The sequence below is a fragment of the Streptomyces aquilus genome (assembly GCF_003955715.1).
GTDB classification, from domain to species: Bacteria; Actinomycetota; Actinomycetes; order Streptomycetales; family Streptomycetaceae; genus Streptomyces; species Streptomyces aquilus.
On record NZ_CP034463.1, the window covers coordinates 859,918 to 875,294 of the forward strand.

At 72.4% G+C, this 15,377-nt stretch carries 13 protein-coding genes; 7 read left to right on the plus strand and 6 right to left on the minus strand.

The features are described from left to right. Positions 1-13: 13 nt before the first annotated feature. From EJC51_RS04095 to EJC51_RS04110, 4 genes are all read left to right on the plus strand, one after another. Positions 14-958, plus strand: coding sequence for an alpha/beta hydrolase (locus tag EJC51_RS04095; RefSeq protein WP_126269731.1), 945 nt, complete (start codon positions 14-16; stop codon positions 956-958). 122 nt (positions 959-1,080) lie between these two features. Next, positions 1,081-2,301, plus strand: coding sequence for a PucR family transcriptional regulator (locus EJC51_RS04100; RefSeq protein ID WP_126269732.1), 1,221 nt, complete (start codon positions 1,081-1,083; stop codon positions 2,299-2,301). 135 nt (positions 2,302-2,436) lie between these two features. Next, complete coding sequence (locus EJC51_RS04105) at positions 2,437-3,078, plus strand: cutinase family protein (RefSeq protein ID WP_126269733.1); 642 nt, start codon at positions 2,437-2,439, stop codon at positions 3,076-3,078. Between the two features lie 232 nt (positions 3,079-3,310). Further along, on the plus strand, positions 3,311-4,051 hold the full coding sequence (locus EJC51_RS04110; RefSeq protein ID WP_126269734.1) for a dienelactone hydrolase family protein: 741 nt from the start codon (positions 3,311-3,313) through the stop codon (positions 4,049-4,051). Positions 4,052-4,095: 44 nt separating this feature from the next. On the opposite strand, the gene EJC51_RS04115 is transcribed toward EJC51_RS04110, so the two are convergent. The 5 genes from EJC51_RS04115 to EJC51_RS04135 all read right to left on the minus strand — a co-directional run bounded on the left by EJC51_RS04115 (position 4,096) and on the right by EJC51_RS04135 (position 11,723). Continuing rightward, the gene (locus EJC51_RS04115; RefSeq protein WP_126276801.1) at positions 4,096-4,896 is read right to left on the minus strand and encodes an endonuclease/exonuclease/phosphatase family protein; all 801 of its coding nucleotides are present in this window, start codon (positions 4,894-4,896) and stop codon (positions 4,096-4,098) included. Positions 4,897-5,078: 182 nt separating this feature from the next. Further along, a complete protein-coding gene (locus tag EJC51_RS04120) occupies positions 5,079-7,070 on the minus strand; it encodes a hypothetical protein (protein WP_244362471.1) in 1,992 nt (663 codons plus the stop codon). A 195-nt stretch (positions 7,071-7,265) separates the two neighbouring features. Next, positions 7,266-8,312, minus strand: coding sequence for a C40 family peptidase (locus tag EJC51_RS04125; protein WP_244362473.1), 1,047 nt, complete (start codon positions 8,310-8,312; stop codon positions 7,266-7,268). Between the two features lie 856 nt (positions 8,313-9,168). Further along, complete coding sequence (locus EJC51_RS04130) at positions 9,169-10,488, minus strand: AMP-binding protein (protein WP_126269736.1); 1,320 nt, start codon at positions 10,486-10,488, stop codon at positions 9,169-9,171. 122 nt (positions 10,489-10,610) lie between these two features. Beyond that, on the minus strand, positions 10,611-11,723 hold the full coding sequence (locus EJC51_RS04135; protein ID WP_126269737.1) for an endonuclease/exonuclease/phosphatase family protein: 1,113 nt from the start codon (positions 11,721-11,723) through the stop codon (positions 10,611-10,613). An 87-nt stretch (positions 11,724-11,810) separates the two neighbouring features. Here EJC51_RS04135 and EJC51_RS04140 point away from each other — a divergent pair, with 87 nt between their 5' ends. Both EJC51_RS04140 and EJC51_RS04145 read left to right on the plus strand, forming a co-directional pair. Next, the gene (locus EJC51_RS04140) at positions 11,811-12,506 is read left to right on the plus strand and encodes a response regulator transcription factor (protein ID WP_126269738.1); all 696 of its coding nucleotides are present in this window, start codon (positions 11,811-11,813) and stop codon (positions 12,504-12,506) included. A 10-nt stretch (positions 12,507-12,516) separates the two neighbouring features. After that, positions 12,517-13,608 (plus strand): sensor histidine kinase, encoded by a 1,092-nt coding sequence (locus tag EJC51_RS04145; protein ID WP_126269739.1) that lies wholly within the window; start codon positions 12,517-12,519, stop codon positions 13,606-13,608. A 7-nt stretch (positions 13,609-13,615) separates the two neighbouring features. On the opposite strand, the gene EJC51_RS04150 is transcribed toward EJC51_RS04145, so the two are convergent. Beyond that, positions 13,616-14,650, minus strand: a complete 1,035-nt coding sequence (locus EJC51_RS04150) for a DUF5937 family protein (RefSeq protein ID WP_126269740.1) — start codon at positions 14,648-14,650, stop codon at positions 13,616-13,618. A gap of 86 nt (positions 14,651-14,736) precedes the next feature. Between EJC51_RS04150 and EJC51_RS04155 the strand changes: the two genes are divergently transcribed. Continuing rightward, the gene (locus EJC51_RS04155) at positions 14,737-15,306 is read left to right on the plus strand and encodes a peptidase inhibitor family I36 protein (protein WP_244362475.1); all 570 of its coding nucleotides are present in this window, start codon (positions 14,737-14,739) and stop codon (positions 15,304-15,306) included. The last annotated feature ends 71 nt before the right edge of the window (positions 15,307-15,377 follow it).

The following is a 15,377-nucleotide window of genomic DNA, read 5'->3' on the forward strand; positions in this document are numbered from 1 at the left end:
GCGAGGAGCCGCCATGCCCGACCGCATCACCAGAATGTCCCGGCGCACTGTCGCCAAGGCGGCGACCGCCGCCGGTCTGGCCGCGCTGTTCGGCACCGCCACCGGCGTCGGCCGTGCCCGGGCGGCGACGCGGGTGGGGGCGCGCACGTTCGACGTGTCCGTGGCCTCGGCCGCCCTGCGCCGCAGCGCGCCGGTGCGGCTGATCCTGCCGACGAGCTTCGACGCGACGCCGACCCGGAGGTATCCGGTGCTGTGCCTGCTGCACGGCGCCCACGACGACTACACGTCCTGGACGCGTGAGACGGACATCGAGGCCTTCACGGCGGGCCGCGACCTGATCGTGGCGATGCCGGACGCGGGGCCGACCGGGATTCCCAGCGTCTGGCGCGACGGCGTCGACTACGAGACGTTCCAGGTGAGAGAGGTCCCCGCGCTGCTGGCCCGGGACTACCGGGCCTCCGGCGTCATGGCCGTCGCCGGGGTGTCGACCGGGGGGTACGGGGCGATGGCGCACGCGGCCCGGCATCCGGGCGTGTTCGCCGCCGCGGCCTCCTACAGCGGGGTCCTGGACACCACGGCGCTCGGCGTGCCCGCCATCGTGGACGCGATCGTGGCCCGGGAGAACCTGCCCCCCGGCTCCCTGTGGGGCCATCCGATCCTGAACCTCCTCACCTGGCGGGAGTTCAATCCCCGGGCCCGGGCCGAGGGGTTGCGCGGCACACCGTTGTACGTCTCCCAGGGCAGCGGTCTGCTCGGGGGCGGCGGCGATCCGCTGCCCGGGGTGCTGGAGAGCGCGCTGTGGCCCTCCGCGCACGGGTTCACCGACGCGCTCGCGCGCCTCGGCATCTCCGTGGACAGCCACTTCTACGCGGGAGGAGGGCACAACTGGGCTTACTGGAAAGGCGAGTTCGCCCGGTCGTGGCCGATGCTCGCCCGTGCCCTGGGCGTACCGGAGTGACGTCGGTGCCGTGGGGGCACGGAACGGAGCGGAGGGGACGCCCGTCCAACCAGGGACGCCCCACCCGCCCCACGGGCAACCCCGCGCGGGCGAGCCGACTCCGGGCGAAAGGAGTGTCCGCGATGGCGTTCCCCACTCCGCGCGGTCTGACCGGCGGCCCCGGACCCACCACGGTCCCGGCCGAACTGGCCGAGCTGCTGCGCGCCCAACTCGCCGCCGTCGCCGACCAGGTGGAGGAGGAGGTCCGCCGCCAGGTGCCCGAGTACGCCGTGCCGCGCGACGGTCCGTACGGCAGGAATCTCCGGGCCGGTGTGGTGCAGGCGCTGACCCTGTTCGTGGACCACATCGCCGACCCGGGCGACGACGGGGAGTCGATCGCCGCGACGTACTACGCCCTCGGGCGCGGCGTGGCCCAGGAGGGCCGCAGCCTGGAGGTGCTCCAGTCCGCGCTGCGGGTGGGCGGCATGCACGCCTGGCGGTGCATGGGCCGCACCGCGGAGACGCTCGGGCTGGACTCGACGGTCGTGGCCGCCCTGGGCGAACTGGCGTTCCAGACGGTGCACGAGGTCGCCGAGGCCGCTGCCGCCGGGTACGCGGAAGCGCAGCTGCGCAGCTCCGACGAGCTGGAGCGGCGCCGTCGCCGGCTGCTCGACCTGCTGCTGGGTGCGGACCCGCCGGCTCCGGAGGCGGTGCGGAAGCTGGCACACGGCGCACGGTGGACGGTGCCGCGGCAGGTCGCCGTCGTCGCCCTCGCGGGCGGCCCCGACCGGGGTGAGGAGGACCGGCCGCTGGCCTCGTCGGGGGCGCTGGTGGACATGGAGTCCCGGCCGCCCCGCATGCTGGTGCCCGATCCCGACGGCTCCGGGCGGTGGGCCGGGCGCAGCTTCACGCTCGCGTTGCGGGGCCGGCCGGCCGCGATCGGGCCGACGGTGCCGCTCGCCGAGGCGGCGCAGTCCCTGCGGTGGGCCACGCGAGCCCTGGGCCTGATGGGGCGCGGTGTCCTTCCCCGGCAGGAGGTGGTGCGGTGCGCCGATCATCTGTCGACGCTGCTGCTCCACGCGGACGAGCCGCTGCTCGGCCGGTTGCGGGCCCGCGCCCTCGCCCCGCTCGACGCGGTGTCGGCGGGGCAGCGCGCCCGGCTCACCGAGACCCTGCTGGTCTGGCTGCTCAACGGCAGCAACGTCCCGGACGTCGCCGCCCGGCTGCACCTCCATCCGCAGACCGTCCGCTACCGACTCCGGCAGCTGGAGAAGCTGTTCGGCGACGCGCTGCGCGATCCGGACGCCCGTCTGGAGATGATCCTGGCGCTGCGCGCGGAATCCGCGCAGCCACAACAGGAATGACATCGGCACTCACCACAGAACGAAAAAGCGCGGCATTTCCATCATCGCGTTCATAACACCCCTTCAGGCATCGCGAATACGTTGACGAAGTCCCCTTTCGCAGGCGCTTCCCGCGCCCCCATCGCGGAGGATTCCATGCGTATCCGTTTATGCCTGGCCGCGCTCTCGCTCGTCGGCGGAGCCGGCGTCGCCACCCTCGCCACACCCACGGCGTCCGCCGCGGCCTGCACGGACGTAGACGTCGTCGCGGCCCGCGGCACGTTCGAACCGGGCACGCTCGGTTTCATCGTCGGAGACCCCGTGTATTCGGCACTCCAGCGGAAAATCAGCGGAAAGACCCTCTCCAGCTACAAGGTGAACTACCCGGCCGACCTCTCCCTGACGTCGGCCGCGCAGGGCAACGCGGATCTGGTGAATCACGTCAATCAGCAGGCCGCCGCCTGCCCGAACCAGCGTTTCATTCTGGTCGGCTATTCGCAGGGGGCGAACGTCGTCGACAACTCCCTCGGCATCAGCAGCGAGGGCGCGGTGGTCGGCAGTCCCATCGTCGCCACCCTGCCGGCCGCGGTCGAACCGCGCGTCGCGGCCGTGCTGCTGTTCGGCAATCCGATCCGGGCCCTCGGCAAGAGCGTCACCGGCGTGTACCAGAGCCGCACCATCGACTTCTGCGCCACGGGCGACCCCGTCTGCCAGAGCGGCGGAACCGACGTGGGGGCGCACCTCGGCTACACGGCGAACGCCGACGCGGCGGCCGCTTTCGCCGCGGGCAAGGTCTGAGTGCGCGAAGGGCTGTTCCGGCGAGCGGCTCCGTGGCGGCCGGCCACGGAGCCGCTCGCGGAAAACCCGTTGGCGAGGCTCCGCGGCCGCTGCTAGCTTTCCGGAGGCCGTGCGAGAGAACGAGGAGGTGGTACCCGTGAACGTATCGACGTGGGTGCTCTCCTCCGGGGTCACGGTCGGGCGATAGGTCGTCCGGGAGCGCCGTTCCAGCGCACTCCCGAAAGGCACGACCATGGCCCTTCGCTTCACTTCCGAACAGCGTCTCGACGACCGTGTCCTCGAACGCGGATTCACCCTTGGCGAGATCCCCGGCTTCCTCTGGACGCCCTCCTCCGCGGCCGCACCGACGCCGCTCATCCTGCTCGGCCACCCTCCGATCGGACTGCACACGATGTACCCCCGGTTGGTGGCGCGAGCCCGGCACGCCGCCGCCGACGGCTTCGCCACGGCCACCATCGAACTGCCCGGGAACGGCGACCGCCCCCTCTGGCCCGCCCTCGAAGAGGCCCGCGCCGAGCTGCGCCGGGCCCTGCGAGCCGGCGAGCCGGTCGGCCCGGAGATCATCGATCCCCTCGTCCTCCCCCTCGTCGACACAGCGGTCCCGGAATGGCGGGCCGCCCTGGACGCCCTCCTGGCACTGCCCGAGATCGACGGCCCGGTCGGGTACTCGGGCGGGATCATCTCCATCGGCGTCCGCCTCGCGGTCGTCGAGCCGCGCATCGTGGCCGCCGCTCTCTTCGCCGGGAGCTTCGTGCCCCGGGCGATCTTCGAGGAGGCCCGCCAGGTCACCATTCCGCTGCACGTCCTGTTGCAGTGGGACGACGAAGGAAACGACCGGCAGGCGGCCCTGGACCTGTTCGACGCCTTCGCCTCCAAGGAGAAGTCCCTGCACGCCAACATGGGCGGACACGCCGGCGTCCCGCAGCACGCGGCGGACGCGGCGGGCCAGTTCTTCACCCGGCACCTGAAGTGAGCCCGAGCCCGCCCCGAGCCATCGGGGCGGGCTCCCCGGGCGCCCTAGGTCAGATCGACGTCGGCCTGGAGCAGGTCGTGGTCCGAGTACGCGGTGGGGTGCACCTGGTGGCGGAGCGAGGCGATGCCTCGCAGGAAGACGTAGTCGAACTTGCTGTACCAGTCGGTGGTCGTGTCGCAGGTGCCGGAGGTCTGGGGGTGGCACTGCGGGTCGGTGTCCGCGGCCAGGGCCCACATCGGGGCCAGTTCGGGGGTTTCCGGCGTGGCGTTGAAGTCGCCGATCACGATCGCGCGGTCGTACTCGGCGACCGCCGCCGCGAGCACCCGCACCTGACCGACGCGCACCGATTCCTGCTGTCGCTGGGCGAGATGGGTGTTGAAGACCCGGACCCTCCGGCCGTCCACCGTGGTGGTGACCGCCAGATATCCGCGGTCCTCGGAGCCGCCGTCGGGATACTCCACCAGGACCCGGTCGGTCATCGGCGCAGCAGAGAGCAGCGCCTGACCGAAGCCTCCCGGACTCCACGGCACTCCCCCGCAGCGGCCCCAGTTCTGCAGAACCGCCCCGTACTCGACGTGGTACACCAGCCCGTACAGGCTCTCCAGAAGGTCCCGGATCCGCTTCACGTCACCGGTGCACGCCTCCTGCAACCCGATCACCTGGGGCGCGTAGGTGGCGATCTCCGCCGCCCGGTCGACGTTGCTCTTCTCGCAGGGGTTGCAGAGGTTCCAGGTCATCACCCGGTTCGGCACCACCTCCGCGGCGGCGCCCGCCGGCAGCGGCCTGCCGACGAGGGCATCGCCCGGTGTACTGGGGCCGAGGAGCAGCACGCTGACCACGATCATCGCGCTCGCCCCCAGCCGCGCGCCCCTTCCGAACACCGACGCCTCCCCGCACGAGCTACGAACACTCCGTACCAGAGGCTATGCGACGCTCCTGTCGGCAACCTGTCGGCGACGCCTGGCGCCGACGCTCCCTGCGCCTTCACGGCCCGCCCTCGCCTGCCGGGCAGGGCGGGCCGCCGGGGTCATCCGACGAGGTCGGTCTGTTCCAGGAGCAAGCGGTCCTCGGCCAGTTCGGCAGCGCCCTTGTCGGCCAGGGCGTTGACGGCCGAGTTGAAGCGTTCCATGGAGGTGGGGTGGTCCGGGCCCAGGACGTACTCCTTCAGGGTGCGGCGGTACGGTGCCATCAGATCGTTCGCCGGCGTGCGCACCGAACCGAGGATCTCCGGCAGGCGGGTGCAGTCACGGTCGAGGAGATAGGCGCCCCCGGCCGTGGTGTAGGCGGCGCGGAACTCGTCGTCGGGCAGGTCGTGGGCGTTGGTCAGGACGTACGGCTTGAGGCTGGCGACGAAGTCGGCGACCACCGAGGAGACGTCGCTGACGAGGATGTCCGCCTGGTTGAAGCACTCGTACAGCGTGGGCAGTTGCTCCAGGATGACGTGGTGGCGGCTGGTGCCGTGGCTCTCCCAGAACAGGCGGTGCCACTCGGCGTGCAGGCTGCGCCACTCGCCCGCGTCGTCGTGCTCGGGCAGCCGCGCCTCGCGGGTCTGCTGGGCGTCGTCGCCCTTGAGCCGTCCGGCCAACTCGTCCAGCCGGGACCGGATCTCCGTCAGCCGCGGGCGGACGGCGGCGAGGTCGGACTGCGTCCGGACGGCCTGGCGGCGTTCGTTGTCGGCGTGCAGCAGGTCGCGGATGGCCTGGTCGGCGGCCGCGGCCTCGGCCGAGCGCTTGCCGGTGAGCGGGTGCGGCTTGTAGATGATCCGTACGTCCTCGGTCAGGAGCTTCTCGATCAGCCGCGTGCCCATCGGGATGAGGGACGTGTGGCAGTCGTCGTCGCTCCACCCCTCCCAGGTGGGGGCGTACATGACGACCGGACGCGGGCCGGGCAGGCGGTCGGCGTGGAGCTGGATCGGCGCCAGCTGCGGTCGGCCCACCTCGACGATGGCCGCGTCGCTGATGGCGTGCCGCACCCGGCGGTAGCGGTCGCGCCCGGCCCGCCCGGCCACCCAGATCTCGTCGTGGACCTTGCTGACCCGGTTGCTGCTGGCCAGTTTGTCGCTGTCGCCGTGTCCGATGAAGACGTGCTTGGCCTCGGCGATGCGCAGCATGTGCACGTTCTTGCCGGCGTTGCCCGGGTAGAGGACGACCCGTACGCCGGACAGGTCCAGCTCCGCCAGGTCGTCGGCCTTGGGCACGCACAGGACGGGCAGCCGGGTGCGGCTGAGGTGACGGAACGAGGCCCGCTCGCGCAGGATGATCAGCGGACGCCGCTCCAGCCGCTCCAGCGTCTCGATCCACATGTTCACCTGGTACATGAAGTCCCGCGACACCGCGGCGAAGCTGAAGTAGAGCGCCACCTCGGGCCCGTACGCGGCCAGTTGACGATTGACCTCGGCGAACACGTCCTCCCGCGCGGGCATGCCACGTGCCCTCAGGTACTGCACCGCCAGCGCGAGCACCGCCAGGGCGGTGCTGCCGACGGTCAGCGCGAAGCCGGCGTACGCCCACGCCCGGGTCCCGGTGGCCAGCGCCACCAGGAAGCCCGCGTGGGCCAGGAGGTCGAGGTGCAGGAGCTTGCGCAGAAAGCGCCGGAACAGCAGCGCCGGCGGCTGCTGCGGGAGCGGCAGCGCGCTCATGTCCAGGTTGCGCACCACCAGCGGCAGCACCCGGCGGCGCCGTATCGCGTGATGCAGCGCGGTGTACAGCATCACCAGCGCGAAGTGGACGCTGAACACGGCGAGCGCGGCGACCAGCATCGCATCCGGCGCGTCCATCCGCTCGGCCAGGGCCAGCAGCATCACCGTCCGGACGGCGAACCGCAGCGTGCGGTCCAGCTGAAGCGTCGCCAGCCGGCGCACGAACCCCGGCGAGCGGACATGCAGCGCCTCGTCCGCGACGTAACTCACCAAGGACGCCACCGCGAAGCCCCCCAGCCACGGCAGCAGAGCGAACACCGGCAGCGCCACGAAACCCGCCGCCAGCAACAGAGCAAGAAACAGGTCAGTCGTCCCGCGCACTCTCAGAGCACCACACAACTGACGCACCATCATCGACAAGGTTCCCCCCACGGAACTGTGCACGGCTGTATCACCGTTGGTCGCCAGTTCGACCCGGGAGGGCCTCGCATGGTTGCGCACCCTGAGATCACAAAATGTTCAACTGTGATTCATCAGAGGTTTGAGAAGTCGTGGCACACGACGGGGCGAGATGGGTCAGGCCGGACGGATCGCTCCCTTGATCGCCGACTGACCGGCGAAGAACACCGACTCCTCGCGGACCGCCGCTCCCGGACCCGGCGCGTGGATCATCATGCCGTTGCCGGTCCAGATACCGACGTGGCCGAGGTCGTCGTGGAAGAAGACCAGGTCCCCCGCCTCCACTTCGGCGAGGGCGACCGGCGTGCCGACCCCGGCCTGTTCCTGAGCGGTTCGCGGGAGCGTCACCCCGGCCACCTTCCAGGCGGCCTGGGAGAGACCGGGCGCGTCGAACGACCCCGGCCCGGCCGCTCCCCACACGCACGGGCGGCCGATCTGCGCACGGGCGAAGGCGATCACGCGCTCGGCCTTGGTGGTGTGCCCCGCACCGACCGCGCCGGTGAACGCCGGTGCGGCGCCCGTCGGTTGAGGGGGCAGGGCCACCGGCGGTTGAGGGGATTGGGCGATCGGCAGCGGCGTGACCGGCGGTTCAGCGACCGGCAGTTGCGTGACCGGCGGTTCAGTGACGGGCAGTTGCGTGACCGGCGATTCAGCGGCCGGCGGCGCGGCGACCGACGGCAGTCCGGCGCCATAGGTCGCCGTGGTCGTGCCGGTCGGCCAGTCGGTGGCGTAGGAGGCGGTCGGATCGGTGGGCACACCGGTGAGATACGGGGCGATCGGGCCGGTTGCCGGTGCGGCGCCGTAAGGCGTGGCCACGGTCACGGGGAGGCCCGCGTCGTACGAACCGGCGAGCGGGTCCTGAGCGGTCGGCGGTGTCGCCGCAGCGGGCTCAGGGTCGGGGAACGCCATGGGCTCGGTGAGCGGCCACTGGGCCCGGTTGTCACCGAGGACCGGCAGCGGCCCTGTGCGCCAGACCTCTTCCTCCGCCCGGGTCCCGAAGGCCTCGACGGCCTCGACCGGCGGGAAGGGCGCGGCGGGCCCGCCGGCCAGCTCGGGAGCCGGCCCGGCGTTCCACTCCGTGACGGCACCGGCGGCCGGCTCCGGCGAGCCCCCGGCGTTCCACTCGGGAACAGGCGCGGCGTTCCATGGCGGGACGGACGCCACGGGCAGCTCCGGAACGGGCGCGGCGGTCGGCTGCGGGGCGGGCCATGCGGTGGCCTCCGGAACAGGCCATGCAGTGGTCTCCGGAACAGCCCCGGACACCCGCTCCGCGACAGGCCACGCGGTGGTCTCCGAGACAGGCCCGCCCGCCCGCTCCGGAACAGGCCATGCAGTGGTCTCCGGAACAGCCCCGGACACTCGCTCCGGGGCAGGCCATGCAGTGGTCTCCGGGACAGGTCCGGTCGGCGGCTCCGGGACTGGTCCGGCGGTCAACTCGGCTACCGGCCTGGCGGATCGCGCGGCGGACGGCAGGGCGGCCGGCGTCGAGGACGCTCCCGCGGCAGCCGCAGGCGCCTCAAGGGCCCGCGGCTCGACAGGGCGTTCCACGGGGCGGGCGGATTGCGGCGCGCGGGCCGGGCGGCTCGGGCGGTCGAGGCGGTCCGGCCCACGCCCCTCCGGCTGGGTCGCCGGCACGGTCGGGCCCAACTTGGCCCGGGCCACGTCGAACCACTGGCGGGTCAGATCCCGCAGCGCGGGTTCCGCGGGCCCCTGGGACCGCCCCCGGCCGGCCGTGCCCCGTTGCCGCGGAATCGCCGCCGCGCGGGTCGCGTTGAAGGTGCCCGTGTCGCTCTCGGCCCTGTCGTAAAGGCTGTTGATCCGCCGGCGGACCTCGTCACGGCTCGGCGCCTCGCCCCCGTCTGTCGACGCACCACCTGGGGACTGCGAGAGCAGGGGTTCCGGCGACATGGGACGGGCTCCTTCCGTACGAGAGCGCACGAGACGGCCTGCCTTGCGGAGGAAGTCGTGCGGGCAGCGACCAACCTAACCAACTTGTGATTCTTTAGTGAAGGTTGAAGGGTTAAATGCCCGATACGCTTCTGTGACCTTCGTCCCTTCCCGGCGTGAGGCGCGCGACGACTCCCGTACGGAAGTAGCCGTCGTCGGTGAAGGAACGCGCGTCGAGGTCCGGTGCCCGATAGTAGCCGCGCACCGTGTACGGCCCACGGACCAGGAGTTCACCGGGCTCGCCCTCGGGTACGCCCTTGCCCTCGGCGTCGACGATCCGGACCTCGTCGTCGGGCGAGAGCGGCCGGCCGTGCGGCTCGGACGCCGAGGTGAGGATGAGCGGCCCCTCCGGCATGGCCTGGACCCGCTGCACGCGGCAGGCCGATGCCGTCCCCAGCTCTTCCGCGGTGGCCCCCTCCGCGGGCCCGACGCCCAGCTGGACGAGTCGCAGGCTTCCCAAGTCGGCTCCGTTTGCGGGGAGTTCACGGAGCCAGTGCCGGGCGTCAGCGGGGGCGAGCGAAGCGTGGGTGACCCGCTCCCGTTCGATGAGCGTGAGGCATTCCGCCGGTGTCCCGGTCTCGGCCTGGACGACGGTGCCGCCGGCCATGAGGGTGCCGATGATGCCGGGGCAGCCGAGCGTGAGGGTGAATTCGGCGGACGGCGCCGCCAGATACACGTCGTCCTCGGCGAGCGCTGCCGCCTCGGCGGCCGCCCGCGCCTGGCAGGCGTAGTCGTCGTGGGTGCGGGGGACGAGTCGGGGCGTGTCGGTGGTGTCGGCGGCGAGCAGGAAGAACGCCACCTCGTCGGCGCTCCGCACGAGGGGGCGGTCGGGCGGGGCGTCGACGGAGGCCAGCGGGAAGTAGTGGCAGCCTGACGCATCGGTCGCCAGGCCGCCGTAAGGGGAGGCGGTACCGGGCGGCTCGTAGCTGAACACCCGCCGCAGGAAGGGCCATCGGGCGGCGATGTCCGCGGCCAGGCCCCGGTGGTCGAAGCCGTCGTGCACCGAGGGACCGACATAGCCGGCGGCCTCGGTGACCCGGGCGGCGTGGGACACCTGGGGCTCGCGGTGCGTGACGGGACAGAACACGGGGATCGTGCCGGCGCGCATCAGCGCGAACGCCGTGATGACGAGCTCGGGCACGTTCGGCAACTGCACGACGACCCGTTGGCCGGGCCGCAGACCGCGCAGCCGGAAGCCGGCGGCCATGCGCTCGACCCGCCGGTTCAGCTGCCCATAGGTGAGGCGGGTGTCGCCCTGCACGAGCGCGGTCCGGGGCCCGTACCGCAGGGCGCAGCCGCGCAACAGGTCGTCCAGTGTGTGACCACGCCAGTGTCCGGCCGCCCGGTAGCGCTCGGCGAACACGTGGGGCCAGGGCGTACAGCCGTCGAGCATGGCGGTCCTTCGCGGTCTCGGGTGCCGGTCGCCGCAGTCTCCCCGCCCTGCGGCCGGCCCTCGTACTGGCGGAACCCACGAAGATCGGTACGGCGCTCGGGCCTCCCCTACGAACGGGGTGTTCACCAGCTGATTCCGGCCGCCACCGGCAGATGGTCACTGCCCGTGGCCGCCAGCACCCAGGAGCTCTCGGCCGCCACTCCCCTGACCATGATCTGGTCGATCCGGGCCACCGGGAACGACGCCGGCCAGGTGAAGCCGAAGCCGTCCCCGGCCGTCTCCTGGACGGAGCGGAGCCGTGAGGTGATGGAGTCGAGGGCGCGGTCGTCCGTGGTGCCGTTCAGGTCGCCGAGGAGGACGACCCGCTCACTGCGGTCGGCGGCGAGGGCCTCGCCGAGCGCCTGTGCGCCCCGGTCCCGCGACTCGGTCCAGAAGCCGCCCCTGGGCATCACGCGTACGGAGCCGAGGTGGGCGACGTACACCGTGAGCGGGCCGTGGTCCGTGGCGACGGTGGTGCGCAGTGCCCGTTGGTAGCCCATCTTCTCGTCCATCGACTTGGTGGCGCCCAGCGGCCCGGCGTCCTGCCTGATGTCGACCGGCCGGGTGTCCGACAGCGGGAGCCTGCTCCACAGTCCGACGGTGCCCAGCACCGCGTGGTAGCGGTAGGTCCTCGCCAGTTCCTTCTCGTACGTCCCCTTGGCGTGCTCGGCCAGCTCCTCCAGTGCCAGCACGTCCGCGCCGGACGCGGCGAGGTCCCGGGCGGTGCCCGCCGGGTCGGGGTTGTCGGCGCCGACGTTGTGACTGACGAGGGTGAGATCGCCGCCGCCGTGGGACTTGTCGGTGAGCAGCCCGCCGAAGAGGCTCAGCCACACCGTCGTCGGCAGCAGCAGCGCCACGACGGCCGCGGCGGAGCGGCGCCACAGTGCTCCGGCGAGCAGCAGCGGGACGAACAGCCCGAGCCAGGGAAGGAAGGTCTCCACCAGGCTGCCGAGGCCCCCGCGGTCGGTGATCCCCGCGTGCAGCAGCATGACCAGGCCGAGCAGCAGCGCCAGCGCCGCGAGGACCGGCCCGCGCTTCCAGGGCCCCGGCCGCAGGCCGCCGCGGAGCGCCCGGCGGATGCCCGCACGCCAGGTGGCGGTGCCGGCGTCCGGCCGTACGGCGTCCTCCTGGGGCCGTTCCGGGGTGTCGACCTGCACCGATGTCCGTGGCGGTGGAGGTGGGGTGGTTCGCGTCATACGGCCAGTCAAGGCCGGGTGGTGTTGCCGGGCCGTATGCGGTTTTCGATATGCCGACGATATGCGGGGGCTCGTAGCCTTGAGTGCATGCGTGTGCTGATCGTCGAGGACGAACCGTATCTGGCAGAAGCCGTCCGCGACGGACTGCGCCTCGAAGCGATCGCGGCCGACATCGCGGGTGACGGCGACGCCGCGCTGGAGCTGCTGAGTGTCAACTCCTACGACATCGCCGTCCTCGACCGTGACATCCCCGGGCCGTCCGGTGACGAGGTCGCCAAGCGCATCGTCGCCTCCGGCAGCGGGATGCCGATCCTCATGCTCACCGCGGCCGACCGCCTCGACGACAAGGCCTCCGGCTTCGAACTCGGCGCGGACGACTACCTCACGAAACCCTTCGAACTGCGCGAACTCGCGCTCCGGCTCAGGGCGCTGGACCGCAGACGGGCGCACAGCAGGCCGCCGGTGCGGGAGATCGCGGGGCTGCGCCTCGACCCGTTCCGCCGGGAGGTCTACCGGGACGGCCGGTTCGTCGCGCTGACCAGGAAACAGTTCGCCGTGCTGGAGGTCCTCGTCGCCGCCGAGGGCGGGGTCGTCAGCGCCGAGGAGCTCCTGGAGCGGGCGTGGGACGAGAACGCCGACCCGTTCACCAACGCCGTGCGCATCACCGTCTCGGCGCTGCGCAAGCGGCTCGGCGAGCCGTGGATCATCGCCACCGTGCCGGGCGTCGGCTATCGCATCGACGGGCAGCCGGGGGCCGGGGGCGCGGGAGGGCACCGTGGATAGGCAGCCCGGGGTGAGTGTCCGCCTCAAGCTCACGCTCAGCTATGCCGGATTCCTCATGGTCGCCGGTCTTCTGCTGCTCGCCGCGGTGTGGCTGTTCCTGCTGCGGTACGTCCCCGACCGGGCGATGCTCTACAACCCCGACGACAAGCTGAACGGCATCTTTCCCGTCCGGGGCGCCCTCCAGCACGTCTTCGCTCCGCGGGCTGCCGCGGTGCTGGCGTTCCTGCTGGTGTTCGGGCTCGTGGGCGGATGGCTCCTGGCGGGCCGCATGCTCGCCCCGCTGACCCGCATCACGGACGCCGCCCGCCTGGCCACCCACGGCTCGCTGTCCCACCGCATCCGGCTGCCGGGCCGCGGGGACGAGTTCCGTGAACTCGCCGACGCCTTCGACGCGATGCTCGCCCGGCTGGAGGCCCACGTCGCCGAGCAGCAGCGGTTCGCGGCGAACGCCTCGCACGAGCTGCGCACCCCGCTGGCGATCTCGAAGACGCTGCTCGACGTGGCGCGCGGCGACCCGCACGCCGACACCGGCGAGCTCGTCGAACGCCTCCACGCCGTCAACGCCCGGGCGATCGACCTCACCGAGGCGCTGCTTCTGCTCAGCCGCGCCAACCAGCGGTCCTTCGTGCGGGAACCCGTCGACCTCTCCCTGCTCGCGGAGGAGGCCACCGAGACACTGCTGCCCCTCGCGGAGAAGCACGGGGTGACCATCGAGACCGACGCCGACCTCGCCCTGACGAGCGGATCCCCGGCGCTGCTGCTCCAGCTGACGACGAACCTGGTGCACAACGCGATCGTCCACAACCTGCCGGAGCGGGGCACCGTGCGGGTCACCACCGGTGTCCGTGGCGAGACGGCGGTGCTCACGGTGGAGAACACCGGCGAGCGGCTCACCCCGGAGCTGGCCGCGACCCTCACCGAACCGTTCCAGCGCGGCACCGAACGCATCCATGCCGACCACGCCGGTGTCGGCCTGGGGCTGGCCATCATCAAGACCATCACGCAGGCCCACGGCGGAACGCTCACGCTGACTCCGCGCGCCGCGGGCGGGATCCGCATCGCGGTGGAACTGCCGGCGTTCGTCGCGCGGATCGGCGGATGACGGAGCGTCAGGGAAGCGGCGCACCGCCGGACTCCGTCTTCCGGAGGCGCCGCAGACGTTCTTCGCCGCGCTCGTCGCGTTGGAGCAGGGCCGCGCCGAGCGGGGTCAGGGTGTGCACGACCGTGTTGGCGTACCGGTGGCTGGTGATGAGGCCGGCGTCGCGGAGCAGCGTGGTGTGGTGGCTGGCCGTGGCGGGGGTGACCCCGGCGTACCGGGCGGCCTCGGTCGTCGTGGCACCGGTCGCGGCCGCGCGCAGGACGGCGGCGCGGGTGGGCCCGAGCAGGCCGTTCAGGGGCGCGGCGGCGGTACGGGGGACGGTCGTCGGGATGTGCTGGACGGGGTAGAGCAGGACGGGCGGGAGGTCGGGATCCGCCAGCGCGACGGGCGCGTTCCAGCAGAAGTAGGAGGGGATCAGCAGCAGTCCGCGCCCGTCGAGGTGGACGTCGCGGCGCCGCGGGTACCCCGGGATCTCCAGGATCGGGTGGCGCCAGCGGATCGCGGGCGACAGGCCGGCGAGCATGGCCTCGGTCCCGGCGCGCAACAGCGTCCGGGTGTGCCGTGCCCTCTCGGCGTACAGGCGCTCGTGGATGTCCTCCTCGTGCGGGGCGATCACGGCGTGGTGGTAGGCGCGCAGGGCGTGCACGAGCTCTCCCCGGGTCTCCCGCTCGGCCACCCGGTGCGCCCAGGCCGGGCCGCCCACCGTCCCGCGGAGCCGCGTCACCTCGTCGGTCACCCGGTGGCGCGGGGTCGCGAGAATGCTCTCCAGACCGGCGTCCAGACCGTCGACGCCCTCGGTCGGGGTGAGGAAGTCCGGGAAGTAGCTGGCCCGTGGGAAGAGCGGCAGGAGCAGCGGCATGACGGTGCGGTCCAGGCCGCTCCGGTGGAGCGTCGAGCGGGCGGTGCGGTACCAGAGCGCGTGCGCCCAGCGGCCGTCGCGGGTCTGGAAACGGTGCAGGCTGGCCGCCACCTCCCACAGCGGGTGAGGCCCGGCCGCCACGGTGAGGCGGGTCAGGTCCTCGGGCGTGAAATGAAAGCGGAGCATCCCATTCCCCCCTCTCTCCCCGTCTGTCACCTGCGATGTTTCACCTCGGTCGCATGAGCATGACAGCGACGGGAGGTGCGCGGAACATGAGTTCACGCCAGCCGGATCCGCCGGGTGAAACGGGGCTACGGGGCGCCCGGCACCGCCGTCGCAGGACCGCGGTCGACGCGGCGCCCACGGCGGATCACGGCACCGACCACCAGAAGGGGATCCGTATGTCCTCGCACGAGCACGAGAGCACCCCCGAACCACGTCGGCCGCGCCGGTTCCGCCGGCCCCTCGCGGTCGCCGTCCTCACCGGCGCCCTGGCCGCCCTGAGCCTGGTCGTGCCCGGCACGGCCAACGCCTCCGCACAGGCGTGGGAGTGCAGCAGCGGCGACGTGTGCGTCTGGAACGCCACCAACGGCACCGGCAGCCGGTGCTCGTGGACCAACGCCGACCCGGACTGGTGGAGCGGCTCCATCCAGTGTTCCTGGTCCGACACACAGAACGCCCGCTCGGCCTACAACCGCGGCACGTCCTCCTCCTACGCCGGCGTCGCCTTCTACTCGGGCGCCAACTACAGCGGCTACCTCGGCTGCCTGTCCCAGAACGGTGGCTGGGACGACGACTTCAACGTCAGAATCCGCTCCCACCGCTGGGTCACCTCCTGCTGACCCCGCCCTGCCGAAGGGGGCCGGCCTCGCCGAGGCCGGCCCTCAGGAATTCGACTCCGCCAGGTCATCGC

Bases quoted from the DNA above. Each gene is read 5' to 3' on its own strand.
- EJC51_RS04095 (WP_126269731.1), top strand. From the start codon at position 14: ATGCCCGACCGCATCACCAGAATGTCCCGGCGCACTGTCGCCAAGGCG.
- EJC51_RS04100 (WP_126269732.1), top strand. From the start codon at position 1,081: ATGGCGTTCCCCACTCCGCGCGGTCTGACCGGCGGCCCCGGACCCACC.
- EJC51_RS04105 (WP_126269733.1), top strand. From the start codon at position 2,437: ATGCGTATCCGTTTATGCCTGGCCGCGCTCTCGCTCGTCGGCGGAGCC.
- EJC51_RS04110 (WP_126269734.1), top strand. From the start codon at position 3,311: ATGGCCCTTCGCTTCACTTCCGAACAGCGTCTCGACGACCGTGTCCTC.
- EJC51_RS04115 (WP_126276801.1), bottom strand. From the start codon at position 4,896: ATGATCGTGGTCAGCGTGCTGCTCCTCGGCCCCAGTACACCGGGCGAT.
- EJC51_RS04130 (WP_126269736.1), bottom strand. From the start codon at position 10,488: ATGCTCGACGGCTGTACGCCCTGGCCCCACGTGTTCGCCGAGCGCTAC.
- EJC51_RS04135 (WP_126269737.1), bottom strand. From the start codon at position 11,723: ATGACGCGAACCACCCCACCTCCACCGCCACGGACATCGGTGCAGGTC.
- EJC51_RS04140 (WP_126269738.1), top strand. From the start codon at position 11,811: ATGCGTGTGCTGATCGTCGAGGACGAACCGTATCTGGCAGAAGCCGTC.
- EJC51_RS04150 (WP_126269740.1), bottom strand. From the start codon at position 14,650: ATGCTCCGCTTTCATTTCACGCCCGAGGACCTGACCCGCCTCACCGTG.
- EJC51_RS04155 (WP_244362475.1), top strand. From the start codon at position 14,737: ATGAGTTCACGCCAGCCGGATCCGCCGGGTGAAACGGGGCTACGGGGC.